The organism is Marinospirillum alkaliphilum DSM 21637, assembly GCF_900119735.1.
Taxonomy (GTDB): Bacteria; Pseudomonadota; Gammaproteobacteria; order Pseudomonadales; family Halomonadaceae; genus Marinospirillum; species Marinospirillum alkaliphilum.
The window spans coordinates 59,750-86,526 of the sequence record NZ_FPJW01000001.1 but is presented as its reverse complement, the minus strand read 5'-3'; the positions used below and the strand labels follow the sequence as shown (position 1 = coordinate 86,526).

At 53.8% G+C, this 26,777-nt stretch carries 24 protein-coding genes; 13 read left to right on the top strand and 11 right to left on the bottom strand.

Going from position 1 to position 26,777, the window contains the following annotated elements; genetic code table 11:
• The first annotated feature begins 167 nt into the window (after positions 1–167).
• The 6 genes from miaB (at position 168) to BT114_RS00410 (ending at position 7,509) form a co-directional block, all read left to right on the top strand.
• Entirely contained in the window at positions 168–1,523 is a 1,356-nt protein-coding gene (gene miaB / locus BT114_RS00435; RefSeq protein WP_072324357.1) for a tRNA (N6-isopentenyl adenosine(37)-C2)-methylthiotransferase MiaB, read from the top strand.
• A gap of 85 nt (positions 1,524–1,608) precedes the next feature.
• Positions 1,609–2,634 carry a PhoH family protein gene (locus BT114_RS00430; RefSeq protein WP_072324837.1) on the top strand — a complete coding sequence of 342 codons (1,026 nt, stop codon included), beginning with the start codon at positions 1,609–1,611 and terminating at the stop codon, positions 2,632–2,634.
• The gene (ybeY, locus tag BT114_RS00425) at positions 2,624–3,142 is read left to right on the top strand and encodes an rRNA maturation RNase YbeY (protein WP_072324356.1); all 519 of its coding nucleotides are present in this window, start codon (positions 2,624–2,626) and stop codon (positions 3,140–3,142) included. Before BT114_RS00430 ends, ybeY begins: the two co-directional genes overlap by 11 nt.
• A 5-nt stretch (positions 3,143–3,147) precedes the next feature.
• Positions 3,148–4,026 carry a CorC family transporter gene (locus BT114_RS00420; RefSeq protein ID WP_072324355.1) on the top strand — a complete coding sequence of 293 codons (879 nt, stop codon included), beginning with the start codon at positions 3,148–3,150 and terminating at the stop codon, positions 4,024–4,026.
• Between the two features lie 3 nt (positions 4,027–4,029).
• Complete coding sequence (gene lnt / locus BT114_RS00415; protein WP_245770362.1) at positions 4,030–5,547, top strand: apolipoprotein N-acyltransferase; 1,518 nt, start codon at positions 4,030–4,032, stop codon at positions 5,545–5,547.
• A 402-nt stretch (positions 5,548–5,949) separates the two neighbouring features.
• Complete coding sequence (locus BT114_RS00410; RefSeq protein WP_072324354.1) at positions 5,950–7,509, top strand: methyl-accepting chemotaxis protein; 1,560 nt, start codon at positions 5,950–5,952, stop codon at positions 7,507–7,509.
• On the opposite strand, the gene BT114_RS00405 is transcribed toward BT114_RS00410, so the two are convergent.
• Positions 7,500–8,042, bottom strand: coding sequence for a zinc ribbon-containing protein (locus tag BT114_RS00405; protein WP_072324353.1), 543 nt, complete (start codon positions 8,040–8,042; stop codon positions 7,500–7,502). The genes BT114_RS00410 and BT114_RS00405 overlap by 10 nt on opposite strands.
• A 31-nt stretch (positions 8,043–8,073) precedes the next feature.
• Positions 8,074–9,786 (bottom strand): serine/threonine-protein kinase, encoded by a 1,713-nt coding sequence (locus BT114_RS00400; RefSeq protein ID WP_072324352.1) that lies wholly within the window; start codon positions 9,784–9,786, stop codon positions 8,074–8,076.
• A 185-nt stretch (positions 9,787–9,971) separates the two neighbouring features.
• Between BT114_RS00400 and ppa the strand changes: the two genes are divergently transcribed.
• Positions 9,972–10,499: an inorganic diphosphatase gene (gene ppa, locus BT114_RS00395; protein WP_072324351.1), complete on the top strand. Its 528-nt coding sequence runs from the start codon at positions 9,972–9,974 to the stop codon at positions 10,497–10,499.
• 31 nt (positions 10,500–10,530) lie between these two features.
• On the opposite strand, the gene BT114_RS00390 is transcribed toward ppa, so the two are convergent.
• On the bottom strand, positions 10,531–12,468 hold the full coding sequence (locus BT114_RS00390) for a putative bifunctional diguanylate cyclase/phosphodiesterase (RefSeq protein ID WP_072324350.1): 1,938 nt from the start codon (positions 12,466–12,468) through the stop codon (positions 10,531–10,533).
• Positions 12,469–12,585: 117 nt separating this feature from the next.
• Here BT114_RS00390 and BT114_RS00385 point away from each other — a divergent pair, with 117 nt between their 5' ends.
• Positions 12,586–12,969 carry a DUF3135 domain-containing protein gene (locus BT114_RS00385; RefSeq protein ID WP_072324349.1) on the top strand — a complete coding sequence of 128 codons (384 nt, stop codon included), beginning with the start codon at positions 12,586–12,588 and terminating at the stop codon, positions 12,967–12,969.
• Here BT114_RS00385 and BT114_RS00380 read toward each other — a convergent pair.
• Positions 12,953–13,849 carry a LysR family transcriptional regulator gene (locus BT114_RS00380; RefSeq protein WP_072324348.1) on the bottom strand — a complete coding sequence of 299 codons (897 nt, stop codon included), beginning with the start codon at positions 13,847–13,849 and terminating at the stop codon, positions 12,953–12,955. The two genes, BT114_RS00385 and BT114_RS00380, sit on opposite strands and share 17 nt — an antisense overlap.
• A gap of 95 nt (positions 13,850–13,944) precedes the next feature.
• Positions 13,945–15,348: a solute carrier family 23 protein gene (locus tag BT114_RS00375; RefSeq protein WP_072324347.1), complete on the bottom strand. Its 1,404-nt coding sequence runs from the start codon at positions 15,346–15,348 to the stop codon at positions 13,945–13,947.
• Positions 15,349–15,788: 440 nt separating this feature from the next.
• On the opposite strand from BT114_RS00375, the gene ppnN reads away from it, so the two are divergent.
• The gene (gene ppnN / locus BT114_RS00370) at positions 15,789–17,168 is read left to right on the top strand and encodes a nucleotide 5'-monophosphate nucleosidase PpnN (RefSeq protein WP_072324346.1); all 1,380 of its coding nucleotides are present in this window, start codon (positions 15,789–15,791) and stop codon (positions 17,166–17,168) included.
• Between the two features lie 280 nt (positions 17,169–17,448).
• Positions 17,449–17,751 carry a hypothetical protein gene (locus BT114_RS00365; RefSeq protein ID WP_143142736.1) on the top strand — a complete coding sequence of 101 codons (303 nt, stop codon included), beginning with the start codon at positions 17,449–17,451 and terminating at the stop codon, positions 17,749–17,751.
• On the opposite strand, the gene BT114_RS00360 is transcribed toward BT114_RS00365, so the two are convergent.
• Positions 17,735–18,199 (bottom strand): flavodoxin domain-containing protein, encoded by a 465-nt coding sequence (locus BT114_RS00360; protein WP_072324344.1) that lies wholly within the window; start codon positions 18,197–18,199, stop codon positions 17,735–17,737. The two genes, BT114_RS00365 and BT114_RS00360, sit on opposite strands and share 17 nt — an antisense overlap.
• 126 nt (positions 18,200–18,325) lie before the next feature.
• Here BT114_RS00360 and BT114_RS00355 point away from each other — a divergent pair, with 126 nt between their 5' ends.
• Positions 18,326–18,529 carry a DUF2788 domain-containing protein gene (locus BT114_RS00355; RefSeq protein WP_072324343.1) on the top strand — a complete coding sequence of 68 codons (204 nt, stop codon included), beginning with the start codon at positions 18,326–18,328 and terminating at the stop codon, positions 18,527–18,529.
• A gap of 57 nt (positions 18,530–18,586) precedes the next feature.
• On the opposite strand, the gene BT114_RS00350 is transcribed toward BT114_RS00355, so the two are convergent.
• Entirely contained in the window at positions 18,587–18,901 is a 315-nt protein-coding gene (locus BT114_RS00350; RefSeq protein ID WP_072324342.1) for a phasin family protein, read from the bottom strand.
• A gap of 172 nt (positions 18,902–19,073) precedes the next feature.
• On the opposite strand from BT114_RS00350, the gene bioA reads away from it, so the two are divergent.
• On the top strand, positions 19,074–20,339 hold the full coding sequence (gene bioA / locus BT114_RS00345; RefSeq protein WP_072324341.1) for an adenosylmethionine--8-amino-7-oxononanoate transaminase: 1,266 nt from the start codon (positions 19,074–19,076) through the stop codon (positions 20,337–20,339).
• Here bioA and BT114_RS00340 read toward each other — a convergent pair.
• From BT114_RS00340 to BT114_RS00330, 3 genes are read right to left on the bottom strand one after another with little or no spacing between them, the layout of a single operon-like run.
• Positions 20,326–22,944, bottom strand: a complete 2,619-nt coding sequence (locus BT114_RS00340; RefSeq protein WP_143142735.1) for an EAL domain-containing protein — start codon at positions 22,942–22,944, stop codon at positions 20,326–20,328. The two genes, bioA and BT114_RS00340, sit on opposite strands and share 14 nt — an antisense overlap.
• Positions 22,945–22,968: 24 nt before the next feature.
• Positions 22,969–23,775, bottom strand: coding sequence for a response regulator (locus BT114_RS00335; RefSeq protein ID WP_072324340.1), 807 nt, complete (start codon positions 23,773–23,775; stop codon positions 22,969–22,971).
• A gap of 36 nt (positions 23,776–23,811) precedes the next feature.
• Positions 23,812–24,141 carry a hypothetical protein gene (locus tag BT114_RS00330; protein ID WP_143142734.1) on the bottom strand — a complete coding sequence of 110 codons (330 nt, stop codon included), beginning with the start codon at positions 24,139–24,141 and terminating at the stop codon, positions 23,812–23,814.
• Between the two features lie 233 nt (positions 24,142–24,374).
• Here BT114_RS00330 and BT114_RS00325 point away from each other — a divergent pair, with 233 nt between their 5' ends.
• Positions 24,375–26,078 (top strand): FapA family protein, encoded by a 1,704-nt coding sequence (locus BT114_RS00325; protein WP_072324338.1) that lies wholly within the window; start codon positions 24,375–24,377, stop codon positions 26,076–26,078.
• A 12-nt stretch (positions 26,079–26,090) separates the two neighbouring features.
• Here the strand turns inward: BT114_RS00325 and ung are convergent, their stop codons facing one another.
• A complete protein-coding gene (ung, locus tag BT114_RS00320; RefSeq protein ID WP_072324337.1) occupies positions 26,091–26,774 on the bottom strand; it encodes a uracil-DNA glycosylase in 684 nt (227 codons plus the stop codon).
• Positions 26,775–26,777 lie beyond the last annotated feature (3 nt).

Below are 26,777 nucleotides of genomic sequence, written 5' to 3'. Positions count from 1 at the left end.
CTGTGGATAAACCTGGGAGCATCCTCAGAGTAAGCCCTCCGATTCCCGAATCTGCAGCCACTATAACAAACTGCCGAATTTTTGTTCACTGGCACTGAAAGCATCCGGCTCGTATAATTCAACCCCGATTTTTACCCTGCTCCTGAACTGAGGTTTTCTGCCAACCCATGTCACAATCCAGCCCCGCTACAGTCACCAAGAAGCTGTTCATTAAAACTCACGGCTGCCAGATGAATGAGTATGACTCGGCTCGCATGGCCGATCTGCTGGGTGTTTCTCACCAACTGGAACTGACCGATGATGAAAATGAAGCGGATGTCATTCTGCTGAACACCTGCTCGATTCGTGAAAAAGCACAGGAAAAGGTCTTTCACCAGTTGGGCCGCTGGAAACAACTGAAAGAAAAAAACCCGGAGCTGCTGATTGGTGTGGGCGGCTGTGTGGCCAGCCAGGAAGGTGAAAAACTGCGCCAGCGTGCTCCTTATGTTGACCTGGTATTTGGTCCACAAACCCTGCACCGGGTGCCGGAAATGATTGATGCCACCCGCAGCAGTAAAATCCCGATGGTGGATGTCACCTTCCCGGAAATTGAAAAATTCGACCGGCTACCGGCCCCCAGGGTAGAAGGTGTCACTGCCTTTGTATCCATCATGGAAGGCTGCTCCAAATATTGTACCTTCTGCGTGGTGCCCTACACCCGTGGTGAAGAGGTTTCGCGCCCGTTTGAAGCAGTGATGCTGGAAATCCAGCAACTGGCTGACCAGGGCGTTCGGGAAGTTAATCTGCTGGGCCAGAATGTCAATGCCTACCGCGGTCTGAATGCTGAAGGTGATGAAATTGATCTGGCTGAACTCATCACCTGTGTTGCAGCCGTAGATGGCATCGATCGCATCCGTTTCACCACCTCCCATCCAGTGGAGTTTTCCGACAGCCTGATTGAGGTGTACAAGCAGGTACCAGAACTGGTCAGCCACCTGCACCTGCCGGTGCAAACCGGCTCGGATCGTATTTTGGCCGCCATGAAGCGTGGCCACACCCGTGATGAATACATCAGCAAGATGGAGCGCATTCGCGCCAACCGCCCGGACATCAGTTTTTCGTCTGATTTCATTGTCGGTTTTCCGGGAGAAACTGAAGAAGATTTTGCACAGACCATGGACCTGATTGCCCGCATCGGTTTTGATCTGTCCTTCTCTTTTGTTTACAGCGCTCGCCCCGGCACCCCAGCTGCCGAACTGCCCGATGACACCCCGGAAAGTGTCAAGAAACAACGCCTGCACATCCTGCAGGAGCGTATCAACCAGCAGACCATGCAGATCAGTCGCCGCATGGTCGGCAGCCGTCAGCGCATTCTGGTGACCGGTCTGGCACCCAAGGACCCCGGCCAGTTCTCCGGGCGCACTGAAAACAATCGCGTGGTAAACGTCAGCAGCGATCATCCAACTGATTACATCGGTCAGTTTGTTGATGTTATCATCGAGGAAGCCTATCCCAACTCACTGCGTGGCCGTCTGGCCGACTGAGGAAAGCCCTTACTTGAACAGCAATAACCCTTCTGGCAAACCGGCTGCAGCGGCAGCCGATGACGCCCAACCCGGTCAACGGGTCATCCGCCTGTCTCTGCAACCGCTGGACAGCCGTCGCCTGGCCAATCTCTGCGGCCTGCATGATGATCACCTGAAACTGATCCAGCAGCGCCTGGGCGTCAGCCTGCGCAATCGTGGCCATGATTTTGAAATCACCGGCGAAGCCCGGCGTGCCAATGTGGCCGCAGCCATTATTGAGCAGCTTTACAAGGATGCAGCCACTGAAGAGCTGCACCCGGAAAGTGTGCACCTGCACCTGCAGGAAGCCGGATTGGAAGCGCTGGAAGAAGAGGGTGTTGAAGACACCGGCATTCCGGTCAGCATCCGCACGCCCCGCATCAACGTCAAACCCCGCGGGCACAACCAGCAGGGTTACGTGCGCATGATTCGCCAGCACGACATCAACTTTGGCATCGGCCCGGCCGGTACCGGTAAAACCTATCTGGCTGTGGCCTGTGCGGTTGAAGCCCTGATGAAGGATGAAATCCGTCGCATTTTGCTGGTGCGACCGGCGGTGGAAGCCGGTGAAAAACTGGGCTTTCTGCCCGGTGATCTGGCTCAGAAAATCGATCCCTACCTGCGCCCCCTGTACGACGCCCTGTATGAAATGCTCGGTTTTGAGCAGGTCGGCAAGATGATTGAAAAAAATGTCATCGAAGTGGCACCCCTGGCCTTCATGCGTGGCCGCACCCTGAATAATGCCTTTGTGATTCTGGATGAAAGCCAGAACACCACCCGTGAACAGATGAAAATGTTCCTGACCCGCATCGGTTTCGGGACCACCGCAGTGATCACCGGCGATGTCACCCAGATCGACCTGCCACGCGGCACCCGCTCCGGTCTGACCCATGTGATGAACGTGCTGCAGGGTGTTCAGGGCATCGGCATCACCCGTTTTGAAAACCGCGACGTGGTTCGTCATCCGCTGGTACAGCGCATCGTGGAAGCCTATGATGTGGCTGAAACGGCAGAAGAAAATGAACGCCTGCAACAGCAGCAGCGGGAAGCCGAACGACTGGCCCAACGGACAAAATCTGATGACCACTGAAACCCCATCACTGTGGGTCGACCTGCAACTGGCCACCGAACAGCCCGACGCCTGCCCGGATGAAAGCCTGTTCAACCGCTGGGCCAGCCTGGCACTGCAAAGTGATGCACCGGAACAGGCGGAAGTGACCATCCGAATTGTGGATGATGCGGAAAGCCGCCAGCTTAATCATGATTACCGGGGCAAGGACAAACCAACCAATGTACTCTCCTTCCCCTTCGAATCGCCCATTGATTTGCCGCCCGAGGCTGAGTTAAGTTTACTGGGTGATCTGGTCATCTGCCTGCCGCAGGTATTGCGGGAGGCCACCGAACAGGGCAAACCACCTCTGCATCACTGGGCGCATCTGGTGATCCACGGCATGCTGCATCTGCAAGGTTTTGATCACGAACAAGAACACCAGGCTGAGGTTATGGAACGCCTTGAAGTAGCTTTGCTGCAACAACTGGGCATTCCTGACCCTTATGCCGACAACCCCGTCAGCAACGATGTGCAGGTTAATCCATAGACATCATGAACGAAGACCGATCGAGCCGGGGGCAGCCCCCGAAAAACTGGTTTGACAAACTGCTGGGGGCTTTTTCCGCTGAACCCCGCAACCGTCAGGAGCTGCTTGATTTTCTGAAGGATGCTTCCGATCGCAAGCTGATCGACTACGAGGCACTTACTGTCATTGAGGGTGCCTTGCAACTCACCGACATGCAGGTCGGGGATGTGATGATTCCCCGCTCCCACATGGTGGTGGTGAAAATCGACCAGCACCCGCGTGACTTCCTGCCAACCCTGATTGAATCCGCCCATTCGCGTTTCCCGGTGATCGGTGAAACGGCCGATGAGGTGCTTGGTATTCTACTGGCCAAGGATCTGCTGCCGCTGATCATTGATCATCAGGCCATGGAAGACTTTGATATCCGCCAGGTACTGCGCCAGGCTACCTTTGTTCCTGAGTACAAGCGCCTCTATTCGATGCTGCGTGAGTTCCGTGAAACCCACAACCACATGGCCGTGGTAGTGGATGAATACGGTGGCACCGCTGGCCTGGTCACCATCGAAGACGTGCTGGAACAGATCGTCGGAGAAATTGAGGATGAGCACGATGTTGAAGAAGAAGCCGATATCCGCCCGGTGGAAGCAGGCAATTACCTGGTCAAGGCCCTGACACCCATCGAGGACTTCAACGAGTTCTTTGACAGTGATTTCAGTGACGAAGAGTTTGATACCCTTGGCGGGATCCTGATGCAGAAGTTCGGCCACCTGCCGCGTCGTGGTGAAAGTGTGGTCATTGCCGGTTTTGAGTTTACCGTCATCAATGCTGACAACCGCCGCATCCGCCTGCTGCAGGTTCGCCGCCTGACCAGCGAGGAAATTGCCGAACTGCCTGAACAGGACTGACCGGTGCTGCCAGAAGCCCTGCACAACCCCCGCATCAAGCACCTGCTGGCACTGCCTTCAGGTGCATTGATCACCCTCTCCCTGGCACCTTTTAACCTCTGGCCATTAAGCCTGGTGGCACCGGTATTGCTACTGTGGTTATTACAGGATTGTAATGCCCGCAATGCGCTGCTGCGTGGCTGGCTATTTGGTGTCGGTGTGTTTGGCAGCGGTGTTTCCTGGGTGTATGTCAGCATTCACGAACACGGCCATGCACCACCACTGCTGGCTGGCAGCATGACCTGGGGGTTTGTGGCCGGACTGGCACTGCTGTTTGCCCTGCACGGATGGTTATGGCAGCGTTTTTTCCGAGACACCCAGGCACTGATCAGCTGGCCTGCACTCTGGGTGTTAATGGAAGGCCTGCGAGCCTGGCTGTTGACCGGTTTTCCCTGGCTACTGCTCGGCAATGCCCACCTTGACAGTCCGTTCAGTGGCTGGGTGCCGGTACTGGGTGTATATGGTGTATCCGGACTCAGTGCACTGACCGGCCTGCTGATCTTCCGACTGCTGCAACCCAGCTTGCACACCCATCGTTTATCCTGCATACGCCTGTCACTATTGACGCTAGCCCTGCTACTCCCCGCCGCCGGAGTGTTGCTGCAAAAACAGCAATGGACCCAACCCTTTGGTGAGCCTTTGCAACTGGGGCTGGTGCAAGGCAACATTGCCCAGCAGGATAAATGGGACCCACGCCAGCGGCGCCAGATCATCCAGCAGTATCTGGACCTCAGCCATCAACTGGGCGACACACCTGATTTATTGTTATGGCCAGAAACAGCGCTGCCACTCTTGCCAGAACAGGCAGAAGGCATTTTACAAACCGCTTTGAGCCAGGCGGGTTCCAATGCCGGACTGATCACAGGACTGGCCAGCCGCAGTGAATCAGCAGGGCGTTTCCACAACAGCCTGATCACTGCCGGAGCAGCCGAAGGCCGTTACCACAAGGTCAAACTGGTGCCCTTTGGTGAATACGTGCCGATGGAAGACTGGCTGCGTGGATTGATAGCCTTTTTTGATCTACCGATGTCCAGTTTCATTCCCGGTACAGAGCACCCGGCACAGCTGACTTTTGCTGGCACTCACATTGCACCGCTGATCTGTTATGAAGTGGCCTACGCTGGCTTCACTGCTCGCCAGGCACGTGACAGCCACTGGTTGCTGACGGTTTCCAATGACAGCTGGTTCGGCACCTCGATTGGCCCATTGCAGCATTTTGACATTGCCCGCATGCGTGCACTGGAAACCGCCCGCCCGATGGCACGGGCCACCAACAATGGCATCACGGCCCTGATTGATCATCGCGGCCAGGTACAGGATCGCCTGCCCCAGTTTGAAGCTGCAGTCCTGTCTGGCAGCCTGCAACCCCGTGAAGGCAGCACCCCCTTCATGCTGACCGGCCCCCTGCCCTTATGGTTAGCTTGCATCCTGTTGCTGGAGTGGCAGCGCTATGGGTTAAGGCGGCGTAAAAAAGCGCATTGAGTCATTGATCAACGACTTTTTGAAACAAGTGGATAGTCAGAACCAGACAAACGCTCAGTTTCTGGCGTCAGGATAACTTTACCAAGGGTTTATTTTTGTAATTTTTAATATCCCATGTTAAATAGAATATTTATTGCATAAATATTCTATTTTAATGAAATCAGCAACTTACCAAAAAAAATGCAGCAGATGATATGTACATCCCCACATATCATTTACATTATTTGAATCAAATCATGACGCCAGTCAAAAGCAGCATTGACACCTTTTTGTCACAGATCATAATGCGCGTGTTTTTTAACTGCTCAGCCGTCCATTCAGCCATTCTTACACTATAGTGATTTCACCGGCTCAGGGACATGCAGCAGCCCCCAGGATCAACAATCAACAAGAAAGTTGCCGATGAAAATCAATCTTCCAGTCACTCAGCAAGAACACAAATACGCCTCAGGCGTTCGCCTGGTTTCAACCACCGATTTAAATGGTGTCATCACTTTTGCCAATGCCGACTTTTGCAAAGTCAGTGGTTATTCACTGAATGAGCTGGTGGGTCAGAACCACAACATGATCCGCCATCCTGACATGCCGCCGGAAGCTTTTGCAGACCTATGGAATACCTTGAAAGCTGGTAACTCCTGGATCGGAGTGGTGAAGAACCGCTGCAAAAATGGTGACCATTATTGGGTGGATGCTTATATTTCGCCGATTTATGAAGGTAATCAGATTGTTGGTTACCAGTCCGTACGCACCAAACCTTCCAGCCGCCGCATTGCTGATGCCGAAACAATTTACCAGCGCCTGAAAGCTGGCAAGTCAGTGCATGCTACTCCCCGACCTTTCATGCACATGAAAGTGATGGCACTGGCAGCCCTTGCTCCACTGCTTTCCGCCCTGGGGATGCAACAACTGCCGGGCCTTGCAGTCCTGTGGCTGATTGCCATGCCACTGGTTGCTCTGGCTCTGGGTTGGCTCAGCCTGGCACCGATTCGCCGGCTGCAGCAGATGGGACTGGAAATCATCAACAATCCGCTGGCACAAAAAATATTCACTCGCCATCGGGATGAAACCGGTGCAGCCCAACTGGCCCTTTATACCTACCGAGCCAGAACCCGTACCATTCTGGGTCGTATGGATGACACCCTGGCAGCCTTGCGCCAGGTGACTGAGCAGCTTAATGAACAGGTTGCCAATAACTACCAGTCGCTGGATCGCCAGGAAAACGATCTGGAGCTGATTGCCACTGCCATCCACGAGATGTCTGCCAGTATCCGTGAAATTGACAGCAGCATTACGGAAAACAGCCAGCACATTGAAGGCTCATCGGATGTATGCCTCACCGGGCGCAGCAAAATTGAAACCAGTGCGGAAAAAATCCAGCAGGTGTGCAGCCAGTTGCATGACACCTCAACGGAAGTGGACAAGCTGAGCCAGGCCAGTGACAAGGTGGATGCGGTGATGGATCAGATTGCCGGTATTTCCGAACAGACCAACCTGCTGGCACTGAATGCAGCGATTGAAGCTGCCCGTGCCGGTGAAGCCGGTCGCGGTTTTGCTGTGGTTGCAGATGAGGTCCGCCAGCTGGCTGCCCGCGCCCAGTCCTCCACTGAGGACATCCGCCAGACGCTGGAGCAGATCCGCCAGATTGTCAAAACGGTGGTGAGTCGCATGGACACCAGTGAATCCAGCGTCGCGGAAAGTCGTGAACAGATCCTCCATGCCATTGACAGCTTTCGTGCCATTGAGCAGGCATTCAGCGGCATTGGAGAGCGGGAAATTCAGGTGGCTGCAGCAGTCAGTCAACAGCGCATGGTGGCAGAAGAGATCGATCAACGCATCCTGTCGATCAGTCATCAGGCTGCCACCACCCTGGAAGGTGCCCGTAAGGCAACTCAGGCACTGGAAGAGCTGCGCAGCCAGAGCCGACAGCTCGAATCCACCATTCGCGCCTTTAATTACGTCTGATCTGATGCTTCACTGAAGTCGGTTTTGCGCACAAACACCCTGCCATCACAACGGTGGCAGGGCTCCAGCCGATGGGTATAAGCCACCTGCACTTCCTTTTCGCAACCGGCACAAACAAAGGTGCCGGCAATGGCCAGCTCACCGGCATGGTAGAGAGTGGAATCGTCACGACTGTCCAGATCCTCTTGCAGGGTGCGTGCATCCAGTATGGATGGATCAGCCACCTGACGTAACCAGTGCATGAACTGCTCACTGATCAACTGGGTTTCCTGTGCCAACCATTCGCGCACACCCAGTCCCGTTTCAGCCAGATAACCACGCAAGTCCTTCAGGTCACGCTTTAACCACTGGGTCAGCAGTTCGGTTTCCTCACGGGTTAAGCGCTCAACTTCCTGTTCAGCCTCCACCAGCCGCTCAATTTCTTTATCGAGGTCCAACTGTTGGCTGGTTTTTTCCAGATCCATGCGCACCTCATAAAGGCGCTCCACCAGCCGGTCATACAGCTCAACCAGGCGTTCGGCTTGATCAGACATGATGCGTTCCCCTTTTGGTCATCTATTCATTTCAGTAAAACAGACTCAGCAGCAAAAGCAAGAGCAATACACCCGCCAGCCCTTTCCAGAAGGTGAGCGGATTGGACTCATTGCTTTCGGGGGCCACTGCCGTCGGGGCTGGTTTTTTCAGATCATAAATAAACTCGGACAAACGCCGGTAACGCAGCTCTGGATTGGGCTGTAATGCCTTGCGCAGTGGCACGTCCATCCAGATCGGCAGCTCCGGGTTCAACTGAAAGGCAGGCAGGTACTCCATACGCGAAAAATCCACCTTGGAGCTGAGCTTTTCCAGCTGACCTTCATAGGGCTGGTGACCGGTTAACAACTGGTAAGCAATGGCAGCCACCGAAAACTGATCGGCTCGCTCACCTGGCTCACGGCCCAGGCGATATTCAGGTGCACTGTAGGGTGTCAACCCCACCCGCCGCGCCAGGGTTAACAAGGGTGGCAGGTCATTCATTTTTGCCACACCACAAGCCGCAAAATCCACCAGTTTCACCACCCCCTGATGATCGACCAGGATGTTGGCGGGCGTCAGATTCTGATGCAGGATTTCACGCCGATGCAGGGCTCGTACTGCCTTGGTGAGCTGCTCAACCAGATCCACCCGTACCTTGATATCCGCATCAGGGTTTTGCTGCATCCACTCTTCCAGCGTACGGCCATCAACTGATTCCATCAGGTAATACAGCTGCCGCCTGGGCCGGGACAAGTCCACCACCCGCGCCACATAGGGTGAACTGACACGCTCCACCACCCATTGCTGCATGATGAAGTGGGCAATGAATTCTCTTTTGCGGGCAATCTGGGGTGAAGGCGCTTTTAACACCAGAATCCGGTCGGTTTTTGGATCATGCACCCGATACACACGGCTCGTGGCACTGCGCGAGATGACTTCCAGCACACGATAACCATCCAGCTCATCACCTGCCTGCAACTCTTCGGGAACCGGTAGCGCCGAATAGGCTTCACCCAATCCCTCACTGGACTCATGCGGAATCTGATCCACACGCAGCAACTGGAAGCAGAAGTTGTAGCTGGAGTAACCCCGTTTACTGGCCTTTTCCATGGCCTGCTGCAGGATCGCATCACAGGCCTGGTTCAAGTCCTCAGGATACTGGCTGATCAACTGCACAAAGTCCGAGGGCATCAGGGTGCCTTTCACCGCCTGGGTGGTGAACAGGAAAATATCCCCCTGACGCACATTGAAATTCAGATAATCAATATCCAGACTGGGGTCCATGCCCATGGCACGCGAAGGGTAACGATAACCACCCAGATAGGTGGTGTGCTCACGGTTAAGCAACTGCAGTTCTGCGCCACGCAAGCGATACACCAGGGTATCACCCATGTGGAACAGGTTGGCCTGGCGGCCACGCAGTAGCAACACACTCATGGAGCTGATGTAAGAGCCGTTGGTGACGGTACGGCTTTGCGCAAACAGCCAGCTGTTAAGTGCTGACAAGACCCGGTTGGCGGAGGTTTTTACATCCCAGTTATCCGGCGTAGCATAGTAGTCAGCAATAAACCCTTTGACGCAGGTTTCACCGGCCTGTTTGGCTATGGCGTTACGCCAGGTGGAGTCAGCGATGATCCCGGCAACCCCCTTGATCGCCAGCTGTGAATCCTTCGGGCAGGACACTGCCATCGAGGAGCGCGCACTGCGCCTGTCCTGTGCCAGATAAGCCTGACCGTAACTGACCCTCAACTCACCCAAATGCATGTGCAACGCCTTGACTGCCATTCAAGATCTGATAATACCCGAGTCTTTCGCTGCTTACCCCTGTCCAGTTGGTAAAATCCTGTTATCCCTTGGTCGGAAGCAGCTGTAACAGATTGGTGTTATGGTTGAAGGCCACGTATAATTCGCTCGCAAAATTTTTCCACTTTTCAAAGGGTCTAAAGCTGATGAGCTACAACAAGATTCCTGCCGGCAAATCTCTGCCTGACGACATCAACGTAGTGATCGAGATTCCTGCCAATCACTCTCCGGTCAAATACGAAATCGACAAGGACATGGACGCGCTGGTTGTTGACCGCTTCATGGCCACCCCCATGTTCTACCCAGCCAACTATGGCTACATCCCGCAAACACTGGGTGAAGATGGTGATCCACTGGACGTGCTGGTGATCACGCCCTATCCGGTTGAGCCAGGCAGTGTGATTCGTTGCCGTGCCGTGGGTGTACTGAACATGACTGACGAATCCGGTTCTGATGCCAAGCTGGTTGCAGTTCCTCACAGCAAACTGACCAAAATCTACGATCACATCAATGACATCAATGATGTACCTGAGCTGCTGCGCAAGCAGATTGCTCACTTCTTCGAGAACTACAAGGATCTGGAAGAAGGCAAATGGGTAAAAGTGGAAAGCTGGGGCACTGCTGCTGACGCCCGCGATGCGATTGTGAAATCGGAAGCGGCCTACAAAGGCTGATCTGTTTCCGGCATCATCAAAGCCCCGCTGGTTATTGCACCACCGGGGCTTTATTGTTTTCCAGCCAGGGCAGAAGTTGTGACTCCGGTACCGGTCGACTGAACAAATAACCCTGACCAGCATGACAGCCTCGCTCGGCCAGAAAACTCAACTGATGCCGACTCTCAATACCTTCCGCCAGCACCTGCAATCCCAGCCCCCGCCCCATGGCAATGACTGCAGCCACAATTTCGCTGCCCGCCACATCATCAGGCAAATCCCTGACAAAGCTCTGATCCACTTTCAGTTTATCAAGCGGAAAACGCTTCAGATACGCCAGGGACGAATACCCCGTACCAAAATCATCAATGGCCAGGCGCAAACCTAACGCCTTCAGTTCCTGTAATGCCTCTTCGGCATGAGCCCCCTGCCCCATCAGTGCCGTTTCAGTGATTTCCAGCTCCAGGCATGCAGCCGGAAAGCGCCAGCGTTCCAACGCTGCGGCAATGTGTGAAACCAGATCAGGCTGCATGAACTGGCGCGGTGACAGGTTTACGGCCAGGGTATCCAGCTCAACACCTGCTGCACGCCAGCGTAGAAAGTCCTGCATGGCCCGCTCCAGTACCCAGTCCCCCAGAGCATGGATCAGGCCACTCTGTTCCGCATGAGGAATAAAATCCATCGGAGGCACCAGGCTGCCATCTGCCTGTTGCCAGCGGACCAAAGCCTCCACACCACTGCAGCGGCCGGTGTCCAGATCCAACAGCGGCTGATAAAACACCACCAGTTGATCCTGCTCCAATGCCTGACGCAGGCGTACATCCATATTCAGATAACGGCGGGCCCGGTCAGTCAGGTCACTGGTATAACTGCTCAGGGTGTTACGTCCGGCATCCTTGGCCTGGTACAAGGCGGCATCCGAGTTGCGCAGCAACTCATCGACTGAAGCCGCATCATCCGGCCAGATACTGCTACCCAGACTGGCAGTCAACCAGACCTGCTGGCCATCGGCCAGCTCAAATGGCTGGCGCATCAACTCCAACACCTGATTCGCCAAAGCCTGCAAGGGTTCAGGTGAGTCCATGCCCTCCAGTACCAGCAGAAACTCGTCCCCCCCCAGACGGGCCAGCAGGCACTCCTGCCCGACTGCCTGATTCAGGCGACGCGCAGCAGCCATCAACAACTGATCACCCACCTGATGGCCCAGGCTGTCATTGAGGGTTTTAAAACCGTCCAGATCAGCCAGCAACACCCCAACCTTGCGATTCCAGCGCCGGGCACGAATCAAGGCATTGTCCAGCTGCATGGAAATCAGATTGCGATTGGGCAGGTCGGTCAGGGTATCGTAATACACCAGGCGCTCCAGTCGGCTTTCAGTCTCTTCCAACTGGCTGATATCGGTCATCACAAACAGGTAGCGGCGGGGTTCATCCAGCCGATTGAGGGTCACCCACAGGTGGCAAAAACTACCATCCTTACGAACCTGGGTCAGGCGACCTTGCCAACGCCCCTGACGCAATACCTGACGCCAGATATCACGATAAAAGGCTGGTGTTTGAGTCGCATTAACCAACATCGAGGGTTTATGGCCCAGCAGGGAGGCTTCAGACTGACCAAAAATTCTTTCGGCAGCAGGATTGGCTGCTTCCAGTTCTCGCCGTGCATTTAATAACAGCACGGCTTCACCAGAAGACTGATAAAGGGTCGCCGCCTGACGCAACTTGTCGCGGCTGTGCTCCAGACGTTCAATCAGATGATCCTGCACCGCCAGTGCGCGATAAACCAACCAACCGATCAAAAGGCTGGACAGTGAAATGAAGATGAGTCCCTTTTTGGTCTGAAACAGTGTCAGGGTTGCGGCATCCAGCTCCAGCGATTCCACAAAACGGTCGCTGTATATGATCCATAAAGCGCTGGTAAGCGCATAGATACCGGCAACTTTAAGCACCTGACGGCACTGAGGCGTTAACCCGTTGCGAAAACATTTCATCAAGCCGGTTCCTTGTCTGGCTGTGGCACTAAACAGTAAAGCAGAAAAAAGGATGGATGAGCAATTATTGACTAAACTGACAGAAAACCATCTGATAGGCCAGTCCCGGAGGCTGTCATGATCCATCAATCCTCGCGCTTGCCTTGCTTTGATGAACTGCTGACCATGGCTCAGCAATCACCTGAACAGTTAGAGGCATTACGGGATCAGCTCACACAGGAGGTGCTGGATGCCACACCGGATCAGGGCATGCGTCAACGGCTTGAACAACTGGTATTCAGAATCAATGCTGAACGCTCCAGACACCGCAGCCCGATGGCACTCTGCCTGAAGTTTTCCGGCCTGATGCATGAGGGTTTGTTGTCAATGCGACGGGAGCTGGAAAAACTCTCTGGATCAACTGCTGTAGAAGCACCCAAAGTAATGACCAGCGCAGAGAAAGTAGCCGACCAGCCAATCACTCGCCGACCCAAGGTGGTTTATCTCAAGGATTACCGCTGAGCGCACCCTGACGCCAGGCCAGGTATTCATCCAGTAGATGCAGATAACGCTCTGGCAGGGTTTTGCCTTTTAAAGTCACCCGGTAAATGGTCCAACTGGCTTCTTCCGGCAGACGCCATTCACGGGTCTGCTGTTGCCAGGTTGAAGCCTCCCAGACACTGCGCGGCACCACACTGAATCCCAGCCCTCGTGCCACAGCATCCAGTACCAGATGCACCCGGTTGACATAACTGCGCTGGGTCAACTGGCGCGAGCCCCGGTATTCTTCCGGGAAGTTGACTTTCAAGAGCTTGCCGGCCTGTTCCTGACCCTGCTGATGATCAATAAAACCCAGACTGATCAGCTCATGCAGGCTGCTGCCCTGAAAATCGGCAGGCACCACCACAATCAGCGGTTCACTCAGATATTCCATATAATCCAGCTCAGGATGGCGCTGCATCTCACTGACCAGCGCCAGTTCAATGCGTCGGTTCAACAGATCCTGAATCGCCTCGGCATTGTCCGCAAAACGCAGGTGTAAACGCAGGCGGTGATGATTTTTTAACAAGCCCAGCGCAAAGGGATAAAACAACACGCCCAGCACTTCAATACTGGCCATACGGCATTCACCACCTTCCAGCAGATCCTGTTCCAGCCCCTGACGAAACTGCTCATGATCAGCAAAAAGCCGCAACGCATAGTCATACACCTGACGCCCGGCTTCGGTGAGATCAAAACGCTTGCCTTTGCGCTCCAAAAGCTCCAGGCCAAAATAGGTTTCCAGTTTACGCACATGCTGACTGACACCCGGCTGGGTCATTTCCAGCTTACGCGCAGTCTGGGTGAAACTACCAGTTTCTACCAGCGTGATAAAAGTCTGGAAATACAAGGCATTAAACATGTTGGTCAGCGGTTTCCGGCAGCGGCAAGAAAAAACCCCGACCGGCTGATCGGGGTTTTTATTGTAGAGGCATTCAGCGCCTGAAAACAGCCTGCTCAGGTCTTATCCGGTAGCTCCTGATCAACCGGCATATTGTCTTCAACATGAATGGGCTCCTCGGTATCGTCTGCCGCCTTTTTATTGCGGCCACGGAACTCGATCATGAAATAGAGCACCAGACCCGCGCCCAGACCCCAGGCAGCGCCATGAGTGGCCAGCACGACACCCATGATGCCCGCCACACCCATCGACGTGGCATTGTCAATTTGCTCCACCGCCACCGCAATACACAGGTAACCAGTGATCAGCAGGGTAATCGACAGGGCAATCGGCAGTACCGGACGGAACAAGGTGACCAGCGGCAGCAGGAACAGCGCAATAAAACCGACAATCCAGAAAATACTGGCACCGGAATAGATGGTATCCATGGCTTTGCGGCCATAACGGTAACGCTCGGCAATGGTAGCCATGGCACCGGTAAACAGCGGACCCGCCAGTCCCGGATAGGGCGCAAAGAAAGAATGCAACAGGTTACGAATACCCGTGACCAGATGCACCCGATCCACATTCACTTCAATCTTTTCATCAGGGCGCAGGTGGTCAACACGCTTGATCAGACTCTGGCCAACAATGATGTCACCAAAGGCAATGATGTAAGCAATAATGGCGGTAGGAATAGCCAACAACAACAGGTCCAGACCAGGAAAACCAACAGTAAATGGCAGGTAAGCCCAGATCTGCCCCATGGCCGGTACGTTAAAGCCCCACTGCACATCCGGCAGCGGATATTCAGCCACACCCCAGCCAATGAACATGGTGAGCAGCATACCCGGCACCATGCCATAACTGGCCACCAACTTGGCCCAACGGTGTTTTTCCGTCCAGTCACGGAAGGATAAGGAGAACAACACGTAGGCCGTGACCAGGCCACCAATGGTCAAGGAAATGGGAGTATTAAACAGTCGCCCACCCTGACTGATCTCACCACTGATGGCGGCAATACCGGCACCCAACAAAATCCCCGCCTTGATGGAGTTGGGAATGTTGTTGACCAGTTTACTGCCCAGGCGAGTCACCGCCATGAACAGGAAAATAAAGGTCACCATCAACTGCAGGGCCACCAATGCACGTATGGCTTCCGGGCCCGGTTCAAACTGACCGATAAACAGCAGTACCACCGGAATGGCAGGAGTGATCCAGCCGGGCACAAAAGGCACGCCCAGCAGGGTTGGCAACATAAAACCTATGCCACAAACCACTACGTAAGCCAGCGCCACTTCATAGGGCAGGCCCAGATACTGCTCAAGTAGCGGGATCATACCCATGGCAATCACAAACATCACCAGGGCTTGAATGGTTTCTGGAATTTCCCAGCGATAGTGAATGAACGGCAGGCGAATCTTGAAAGGACCGGCAGGCCAGTAAGGGTGTTCTTCACCGTGTTTTCTTTTCAGGAGCACGTCTCTAGTTCCTTGCTTCAGTTGTCTTTATGAAGCTGCAACAGCCTGATTCAGACAGTTACAACCCAACATGGAACCGACGTCACTTTACTGTTTTTGTAGGTGTGATCGTTCAGCAGAAGCTTTTTACCTTTCCTGCCCGCTTTAGCCTATTCGACCTTGGCACTAGCAACCGCTCGCTAGATAAATGACAAAAATGCGAAAATGCCTGATATAAAAGCCTAAAACACAGAATAATTATACGATTTATGCAACAAATACACGACTAATTCACTACTGCAGCGCAGCACTTGGCAGTACCACCTTTTCTTGATGTCATCAACACCTCATAAAACCCCCATATCTTGATCAGAAACAAAAAGATGCCGCACAAGCAGGCATGGATGGATTATCATGTTGGCTGTTTTGTTATTGACTAGCAGTGAGGAGTTGTACTCAGGATGCACCCAGCAGCCCAGGTTGGTGTTAATGCCCTTGTTTCACCGGAAGGTAGCCTTGAAGTCCTTTCCCAGCATGAGGTGAATCGACTGAAAGACACTTCCAGCAATGGCCACCATGAAATTCTCAGACGCTGTGCGCTGGCAGTCCTTTCCTGCGGCAGCCCGCTGGATGACAGCAAGGCACTGCTGGAATCACACCCGGATTTTGATATTGAGGTACTGCAGCAGGATCGCGGCATTCGCCTGAAGTTAACACAGGCACCCAGTGAAGCTTTTGTGGATGGCGAGATGATCCGTGGTATCCGCGAACACCTGTTTGCCGTGCTGCGCGACCTGGTCTACGTCAGCAATGAAATTGAGCAGAATCCGCGTTACAACCTGAATGACAGTGACGGTATCACGGATGCCGTGTTCCATATCCTGCGCAACGCCAGGGTATTGCGCACCAACCTGCAACCCAACCTGGTAGTGTGTTGGGGCGGTCATTCCATTTCCCGTGAAGAATATGAATACACCAAGGACGTGGGTTATCACCTGGGACTGAGAGGACTGGATATCTGCACAGGCTGCGGCCCCGGTGCCATGAAAGGCCCGATGAAAGGAGCCAACGTCGCCCATGCCAAACAGCGCACCGCACTGCGCCGTTACATCGGTATTTCCGAACCCGGCATCATTGCTGCAGAAGCACCCAACCCCATCGTGAATGAGCTGGTCATCATGCCGGACATTGAAAAGCGTCTGGAGGCTTTTGTTCGTCTGGGGCATGGCATCATTGTTTTTCCCGGCGGAGTGGGTACAGCCGAAGAAATCCTTTACCTGTTAGGACTGCTGAGTAACGAAGAAAACCAGCAACAGCCCTTCCCGGTGATTTTTACCGGCCCGGCAGACTCACACGAATATTTTGAGCAGATTGATCACTTCATTGTCACCACCCTGGGTGAAGAACAGCGCAGTCGTTACCGCATCATGATTGATGATCCTGCCGGAGTGGCCCGCGCCATGCGCAACAGCATGGAGGCTGTGACCAATCATCGCCGCCAGCACAATGATGCCTTTTACTTCAACTGGCGCCTGAGAATTGATCCGTTGTTCCAGCAGCCTTTTCAGCCAACACATGACGCCATGGCTGCCCTGCAATTACATCGCAATCAACCGGTTCACCTGCTGGCAGCCAACCTACGCAGAGCTTTTTCCGGCATAGTGGCAGGTAATGTCAAAGAGTCAGGCATTCGTGCCATTGAACAGCATGGGCCTTTTCAATTGCACGGTGAGCCAGAGCTGATGCAACTACTCGACGCCCTGCTGCAGGCATTTGTCAGCCAGGGACGCATGAAACTGGCCGGCAAGGCTTACAATCCCTGCTATCGAATAGTAACCTGAACCTGCAACGAATCATTGACAGAAATAACACGAGCAATTGCAGCAGACTGGCGTGATAGCAGTTAAACTGCGCAGCTGATCCTGAATACCACTGAAAACATCAGGAAGCATCTGATTAACGTTGTGAGCGCGGGTCAGGCAAGGAGAAATTGATCGAAAAAGCGGAGTTTACATGAAGTAAATGAGCATTTTGAGAACAGTTTCAACGCAGCATCACCTAGCACAATAGTTAATCAAATGTTTCCCAGGATTGTTTGACACAAGATTGGAGATGGTCAACATGGTTGATATGGCAAAAATGAAGGAGGAGGCCCTCCAACGTAAACGCCAGCATGAAGAAAAGGAGCTGAAAAAACAGCTTGGACTCGACAAACGTCCAGCTCGTCGCTCCTCTTCAGCATCACGTGAACGCACACGAACGGCAGGACGCGGCACAACACGCAACCCAAGTGCTCAACGCGCCCTGGCGCAGCGACCCCAACCCAAAAAACGCAAGCGCTCCGTCAGCCGTTGGGTATTGGACATTCTGTTGGTATTGGGTGCCCTGTTGGTGGTACTGGTGATGCTCAGTCCCTTCCGTTGAACTCTTGCAAAGCCTCCAGCCAGCCATCAATCCATTCCCGTGCCGCATCAGTGGCCTGAAAATGCTCTAAAGCGTCAATCCTGAGCATCTCCTGCAAACACACCGCACCCAGGCCGGACATCAGCTCCTCAAACAGCTGACCAGCAGCACAAAAGGTTTCACCATAAGACGAATCCCCCAGCGCAATAATACCCAGTGGGCGACCAGATAGGCTGGCAGGGTTATTCTGTAATGCGGCATAAAGTGGCTGAATGGCATCCGGCAGCTCACCACTCCCTGTTGTGGAGGTCACCACCAGCAAGGCCGAGCGGCCATCCAGATCCTGCAATACCGGCGAAGTTGTCATGCGAACCTTGAAACCCCTGGATTCAGCTACCTGCACCGCCTGCTCGGCCACTTCCTCGGCACCGCCATACACACTACCCACCAACACCAGAATATCAGCCACGCTGCCACTCCCCTGTTTCACTGAAACACCCTAGAATCCAGCAGATACCGAAATAAGCCTTTCTTATTTCACCCACAGGCATAAACCAAGTAATTTGGTTGGTTATGGTAACACAGAGGAAAAATGATGCACTATACCGAACTTGAAGCACTGGCCATGCCAATCCTGATCGGCGGACTGATTCTGTTTATGGGGTTTATTGTCTGGGATCTGGCCAGAAAATCCAAAGCGGGGCGCTTTGGCACCACCATCCTGTTTATTGCACTGGGATTGGGTGTGCTGGGGTTTGTGATAAAGTCTGTGGCACTGGCCGTGATTGGAGGCAGTTAATCAGTGTTTTTTTAAGGTTAGGCACCTGAACCCTACTGGTTTCAGGTGCCAGAAAAATCACATGATTTCTGTGAGACGGTCACGCCAGTTCTGGGTCAGTTGCTGACGCTTGTGGGCATGCTCCAGCATGGCCTTATTCAACTGACAGAAAAGATCAGCACAATCCTGTCCAAGCTTCACCGGGTTATTGTCATCACCACTGTGGATGCAGGCCTGACTCAGGCGGAACCAGGTATCCCAGTACTGACGCACAGCTTCCAGCTCAGTTTCCATTACCGCTTCCATGGCTGCCAGCCACTGGCGCTGAAACTCAACCATCGGCAATTGCTGCTTTTGCATCTGCTCACGAAAAGTATCTATCACACTCTGCATGTCATTCCCCTCCTGAAAAAATAAACCTGCTGTCAAGTCTATAATGGTCTTTTCAGCAAGAGTTTTCCACTCCAATTCATGCCGTAGATCAACAGGCATTCACTTGCAGTCAGGCATCACCCGCTGTTAACCTAAAATAAAGAGCAGGTTAACAACATTTCAGGAATACACCATGCCCCATTCTGCTGTCTGGTATCCCTACTGCCAGATGCAAAACCTCACCGAACCCCCGGAAGTGATCAGTGGCAAGGGAGCCTGGATCCACCTGAAAGATGGCAGCCGCCTGCTGGATGCCACCAGTGCCTGGTGGTGCCTGATCCACGGCTACCGGCATCCGGATCTTGATGCTGCACTGCATCGCCAGATTGATCAACTCAGTCACGTCATGCTGGGTGGCCTGACTCATCAGCCTGCGCTGCAGCTTGCAGAAAAACTGGTCGGTATCACTCCCGCACCACTGACCCGCGTATTTTTCAGTGACAGTGGCTCAGTGGGTGTGGAAGTGGCCATCAAGATGGCTGTGCAATACCAGAAACAACAAGGACAGGCAGAGCGCACCCACATACTGGCCGTCAAACAGGCTTATCACGGTGACACCAGCGGTTGTATGGCGGTCTGTGATCCAGAAGAAGGCATGCATCAGTTGTTCAAGGGCTGGCTGATGGAGCACCCATTTACAGCAGCACCTCGTGCCGGCTTCGATGCTCTGCCAGATGATCCGTTACTCCAGCAGGATCTGCAAATTCTGCAGCAAAGCTTTGAGCAACACCACCAGCAGCTGGCAGCGTTTATTGTTGAACCACTGCTGCAGGCTGCCGGTGGCTTTAACATGTATTCACCCTTATGGCTGCAGGAGGTTCGTCGCCTCTGTGATCACTACGGCATTTTGTTGATACTGGATGAAGTAGCCACCGGGTTCGGGCGCACCGGTAAGCTGTTTGCCTGTGAACACGCCGCTATCTGCCCGGATATTCTGGTGCTGTCCAAAGGACTGACCGGAGGTTATCTGGGACTGGCAGCCACCCTGGCCACCGAAAAGGTATTTGAAGGCTTTTATGGCGGCCCGGCACAAGCCTTTATGCATGGCCCCACCTTCATGGGGAATCCACTGGCCTGCAGTGTTGCCCTGGCCAGCATCGAGGTGTTTGAACGGGATCACTACCTGCAGCGCATTGCGATGATGCAGCAGCAACTGCAACAGGCGCTGGATGATTTTCAGGCACCCGGTGTAGTGGCCACTCGCACCCTGGGAGCAACAGGAGTCATTGAGGTCGATCATGCCGATCGATTAAAAGGCATGAATCAGTGGGCCAGAGCACAGGGTGTATGGTTGCGGCCCTTTGGTCGTTACGCTTACACCATGCCCTGTTATGTGATCAGTGATGAAGAGCTGCTCACCATCACCCGCACCATGAAGAAATTTTTCACGATTCAGTGAGCAACGGCTCCCAGTCTTCCGGGAAATGGGGCCACAAACCTGACTCACCACTTTCCCGTAACCACTGGCTGATCTGCTCAGTGGATGCCGGTCTTGCCAGCCAGTATCCCTGGCAAACATGGCAACCCAGGCCTTGCAGTAACGTCGCCTGCGCACGGGTTTCAACACCCTCTGCCACCACTTCCAGTCCCAGTGCAGTTGCCATGCCAATAATGGCCTTGACCAGCTGACCATCCTCACGATTTCCCGGCAGCTCCCGGACAAAACTGGCGTCGATCTTGATAACACTTAAAGGCAACTTGCGCAGATAAGACAGTGAAGAATAACCGGTACCAAAGTCGTCAATCGACAAGGTCACACCACCGGCATGCAGCTGATCCAGTAACTGATACTCACCATCTTCCTGCTCCAGAATCAGGCAGCTTTCAGTCAGTTCAAGCTCCAGTAACTCACTACCCACGCCACAAGCTTTCAAGCGGCGGAAAATACACGCAGCAAAATCTGCATCCACCAACTGGCGGGCAGACACGTTAACGGATACTGGCATCGGCCGATAACCCCGCTTAATCCATTGCCCCAGCTGCTGACAAACCTGATCCAGCACCCAGTCACCCAGAGTTTCGATCAATCCCAGCTTTTCTGCCAGAGGGATAAACTGCAGGGGGGATACTTCACCCAGGTCTGGATCATGCCAACGCAACAAGGCTTCCATCCCCACCCAGCGACGTGACACCACATCAATTTTCGGTTGCCAGGCCAGATGCAACAGGCCGCCTTCCAGTGCCTTGCGCAAACCGTGTTCCAGCGCCAGGTCTTCGTAGTTGCGTTCCCCCATCACCGCGTTGTAAAAACAGTAGCTGTTACGACCGGCATCCTTGGCCCGATACATGGCTGTATCGGCATGCTTAAGCAGTACTTCTGCCGTATCACCGTCATCAGGGAATACACTGATACCGATACTGGTTGATACCACCAACTGCTTTTGTTGTAGCGTCAGGGGTTGGGTGACTGCACGGATCAGCCGAGCAGCCTGGGATTCCAATGCATGCAAGGAGTCGACCTCAGGCACCAACACAGTAAACTCGTCACCCCCCAGGCGTGCCACCGAATCACCTTCACGCACCGCTTGCTGCAAGCGTTTTGCCACCTGCTGCAACACCTCATCACCCACCTGGTGCCCCAGGCTGTCATTGATGCGCTTGAACAGATCCAGATCCAGAAACAAAATGGCCATCTTGTGTTGGTGACGGCGCGCATTGGCCAACGCCAGTGACAGGCGATCCATCAACAAACGGCGATTGGCCAGCCCCGTCAATTCATCGTAATAAGCCAGTGCATGGATCTGTTCTTCTTTGAGCTTGCGATCCGTGATATCACTGAAAATGGCTGCATACTGGCGGATTTCACCATCCACACCACGAATGGCTGTAATGGTCAGCCACTCGGCATATACCTCACCATTCTTGCGGCGATTCCAGATTTCGCCCTGCCAATACCCCTGACTCTTGAGTCCCAGCCACATCTCGCGATAAAAATCCGCACCATGGCGTCCGGAACTGAGCACTGCCGGTGTTTTACCAATCACTTCTTCCGGGTTGTAGCCCGTCAAGGTGGTAAAGCTCGGATTAACCGCCTGAATCACACCCTCATGGTTGGTCACCACAATGCCATCCAACGAGGCTTCAATCACCTTCTGCGCCAGCAGCAGGTTTTCGCTGGACGTGCGCAGTGCCATATCACGCGCCTCAATGGCGGCGCGCAACTGGTTGACGTACTCATATTCAATACTGGCCAGGATGTCATTAAAAGACAGCAGACCACACAGAGTTTCAGTCGCCTGGCCGGACTCATCACACTCCAGCACACCCAGATGACGAAACCCTTTCTGCCTCAGCAAATCCACCGCACGCAGCAGACTCATATCACGTGGTACACAGAGCAGCTCATTGTGCACCAGCTCCTGCAAGGTTGAAGCCTGCACCTCTTCGGCCAGCAGCGCAATCAAATCCCGCTCGGTGACAATACCCGGCGGCTGCCCGCGCCCCCGCTCCACCACAGCCGCCTCAACGCCCGCTTCACGCAAGCGAGCCACTGCCTCGGCAATGGTCAGGCTGGCATAAAGGCGCAGGGGGGACCGACTGATGCTGGAGCCAACATTACGCATCAACAGGTAGTGTTCCACCCCCTGATGGCGCACCAGATCAGACTGGGTCAGCATGCCCAGCGGTTCACCCTGCTGATCCAATACCAGCAAACGGCGCAGACGTTTCTTTTTCATCAGACTCGCGGCATCACTCAAACTGGTTTCCCAGGGCGCAGTGATGACTGGTGAACTCATCAGTTCACGAATGGGGGTGTTTTGCAGGGTTTCACAGGAAAAGTCCAGTCGACGGGTATCCCCTTCGCTCCAGATACCGGCTATTTCTCCAGCCTCAACCACCAGAATACAGCTGACTCTGGCTTTGCGCATCCTGCGCGCCACCTCACGTAAAGGCAGATCTGGCTCACAGGTCAGCAACCCACTGTTCACCAAGGCACCAATCTGCGGATCATCGCCTAACTTGAGTGGTGGAACCTGCTGATTCAACTGATGAATAAATTTCAAACGCTACTCCGCAGCCGCTGGGTATCAACCCGCTTCAGGTTCCAGTAAAGACACCAGCAACTGGCGCACCTGACTGACTTCAAAAGGTTTATCACAGATGGCAGAAACACCCGCCTGACGAACACCTGCCAGGCGTGATTCATCTTCAGAAGTGACCATCATGATGGGAATATGGGAATAATCAGCAGACTGGCGGATATGGTTCACCAGTGCCTCACCATCCATCACCGGCATGTTGTAGTCAGTGACCACCAGATCATAGGCAGCCTGCTCCAGGCAGCGTATGCCTTCACTGCCATCCACGGCTTCATCAATTTGCTGCACACCAATTTGCTGCAGCACCCGAGACAGGTGTTTGCGTGCCATGCGTGAATCATCCACCACCAGCACCCGCAGGCTGGCAATATCATAAAGCTCCAGCTCCACTTCCTCATGGCTCAGATACTCCAGTGTTGTGCTCAGCGCACGCTCCAGATCCTTGCGATCAAAAGGTTTGGGCAGCAGGGCCAGTACCCCGGCCTGACGAACAGCCTCAAGGTTTTCGCGCTTCTGTTCACTGGATACCACCATCTTGGCCACCTGAGCCAGACGGGGTTCTTTCTGCATCAGTGCAAAAAGCTCATCCGCATTGGCATCGGGCAGATAAAGGCTGCTGATGATCAGGTCTGGCACAAAACTACGCATGCGGTTGAGTGCTTCACGCGCATTTTCAACTGCCTCCAGGGTATGGATGCCCTGTTCCATCAGGTGCTGGCAGATCACCTTGCGCTGAACAGCAGAAGGCTCCACCAGCAGAATTCCCAGTTCCTCGATCGAAAGATCTGCATCCATCGTTTTTTCACTCCAGAACAATCGTTTTTGTTGTCATCAGTGCTTGCGTGTTTTACCCGGCAAACCAGGCCGGTAAACATCGTCCCGATAGATCAGGCGCTGAGTTTCCAGCGGACGCTTGGGCGCCAGACTGAATACAGCTTCACGCAGGCGGAACAAGCGCATGCCCTGACTGCGTGCCAGCTGAATTTCAACCTGACGCGGCAGCGGCGGCAAGCGTAATGCTTGACGATCTTCCGTCCAGATGGTGGCCTTATCAAGAATCAGGCTAATCAGATTGCGCTGATTGGTTTTTATTTCCGCCAACAGGGTCAGAGCAATCAACTGCCTGGCCCGGCGGATTTTTGCCATACGGGTCATCGCCATAACGAGGGGTATCCCATTCAGTTCCTTGCACCTATCATAAACCTTCAACCGGATCCCGTCAGCGTGCTTTTCTGCTTAAAGATGCAACAAAGCGTCACAAAAGAGCCTGATGTTGGGGATGGGAGAAAGTCATCGAGTTGGTTAATATGAAGGAAGCTCTTTCAGAGCAAACCAAAAGTATTATTATAATGCCTGCACACAGGCAGCATCTGGACGGTAGAACAGGAACAGCCATGGAACCACTATCCGAAGAACTCATGTTGAGCATCCCGACTCCCGAGGAGCTTGGCCTGACTTTCCGCGTTGATGAAGAAAACGGAGATTTTTACGTCACCTACGCCCCGTCCGGGTTGGCACTACCGGTTGATCCCGAGCACTTCCCTCATATTGTGGAGTTAGCCGGTTTTTCTGCAGCAGAACACCCCATCGAAGCCTCTGCACTGGCTACCCTGCTGGAAGCCATGCGCCGTGGCCAACCCACTGACCTGCGCCTGGGCGGCTCGGTTGATGCACGCGTGGAAGTTTTTGCCAGCCCCAACCAGATGCTGGCAGGTGTGGTGGTTTACCCCCCCCTGGGCAAAGGGCTGGACCTGACACGTGAAGCGCTGGATTTTTCACTTAAACAATCCAAGATCGTTCGTGGCATTCTGGATGAGAGCTTAAAAGACCTGACTGATCCAGCAACCTGCAAACATTTACGCGAAACCGGGAAACCGATTTGTATGGTGGTCGCCTACGGTGAGCCAGCATATGACGGTGAAGATGCCTGGCTGGAAACCCTACTGGATGAAATCACCGATCGCCGCCCACAGATCAATGAAGAAGGCCATGTTGATTTTCTGGAGCTGGGTGACTTCCCACATGTGGATGCTGATCAGGTACTGGTTCGCCGCCACCCTCCCACCCAAGGCAAGTCTGGCTGGACTGTTACCGGCCGCACCCTGAAAGGGCGCAACGGCAAAGACCTGGTGTTAAAGCCTAAAGATGACACTGTTAAGCTGGCCCCGGGTGACAACGATCTGCTGCTGTCAGCCGTTTCCGGCATGCCGGTAGTGCATGAAAAGGGTGCCCACATCGAGCAGGTGTTGAAACTCGAAGAAGTGGGTCTGAAAAGTGGTCATGTGCGTTTTGATGGCAGCGTGCACATCAAAGGCAACGTTAACCCCGGCATGAAGGTGGAAGTTACTGGCGATGTGAAGGTTGGTGGTCTGGTTGAAGCCGCTTTCATCAAGGCAGGCGGCATGATCGAGGTTGGTGGCGGCATCATCGGTCGTAAACGCTCCGAGAATGGTCGTAATGCACCGGATGAAGAAAAAACCGGCAAGATTGATGACGCCTTTTTAGAAGCTGGCAGCATCATCAAGGCCCGCTTCATTCAGGAAGCTCAGGTAGTGGCTGGACAGGAAGTGGTGGTTCAGAAGCAGATCCTCCACTCTCAGATCAAGGCCGGTATCAAAATCCACATGCCTGGCAAGGGCGCCATTGTTGGTGGTGTTGCCGAAGCACGTGAACTGATTGATGTTGCGGTTACCGGCGCACCTGCCAATATGCCCACAGTATTACGCGTGGGCGATACCCGGGATATCAAGGCGGACATCGCCATGGTGAATAACCAGTTGAAACAGCTTGATGTGCAAAAGAATCAGCTGATGGATGTGGTGGCCAAGATCAAAAAGCTGCGCAAACCCATCACCGAAGAAAAGAAACAGCAGATCATCAAGGCCAGAGATAGTCTGCAGCAGAAGGAAGTACGCCTGAACGAAGAGCTGGCAAGACTGAACGCTGAGCTGAACCAGCTCAAATCATCCCGTATTCAGGTACGCAAGACCTGTTACCCCGGCACCCAGATAGAAATTGATGAAGCCAGTTTTTCACCCCGCAATGATCTGGGCAAGGTCACCTTCTTCCTGCGCGACAACGACATTCACATGCGTTGATTTAAAGTTGATTTAAAGCTGTGGCGGTAACTGCCAGTTGATGCCTGGCAGTCCGCGCTGCTCCAGCCAGGCATTAGCCTGTGAAAAATGCCGGCAACCAAGAAACCCACGATGAGCGGATAAGGGTGAAGGGTGAGGTGCCTGCAATACCAGGTGCCGCTGCCGATCCACAAAAGCCGCTTTCTTCTGCGCGTAACTTCCCCACAACATAAACACCAGGCTCGGTGACTGCTCATTCAGCAGGTGAATCACTCGATCTGTGAATTGCTCCCAGCCCTTACCCTGATGGCTGTTGGCCAGACCAGCCTCTACCGTCAACACTGCATTCAACAGCAGCACACCCTGTTGTGCCCAGGGCAGCAAACAGCCGTGATTGACCGGTGCAATACCCAGATCCGTCTGGAGTTCTTTGTAGATGTTTTGCAGTGAAGGAGGGATTCGAACCCCCGGAAGCACAGAAAAGCTCAAACCATGGGCCTGATCGGGGCCATGATAAGGATCCTGCCCCAACACCACCACCCGCACACCCGACAAGGGTGTTTGCTGAAAAGCATTGAACCAGTTGGATGAATGAGGAAAGATCACCTTGCCGGCAGCTTTCTGCTGTTGCAGAAAGGCTTTTAACTGCTGCATGTAGGGCTGTTCAAATTCAGCGCCCAACCAAGCCATCCAGTCATCAGGCAAGGGTTGTTTCATGGT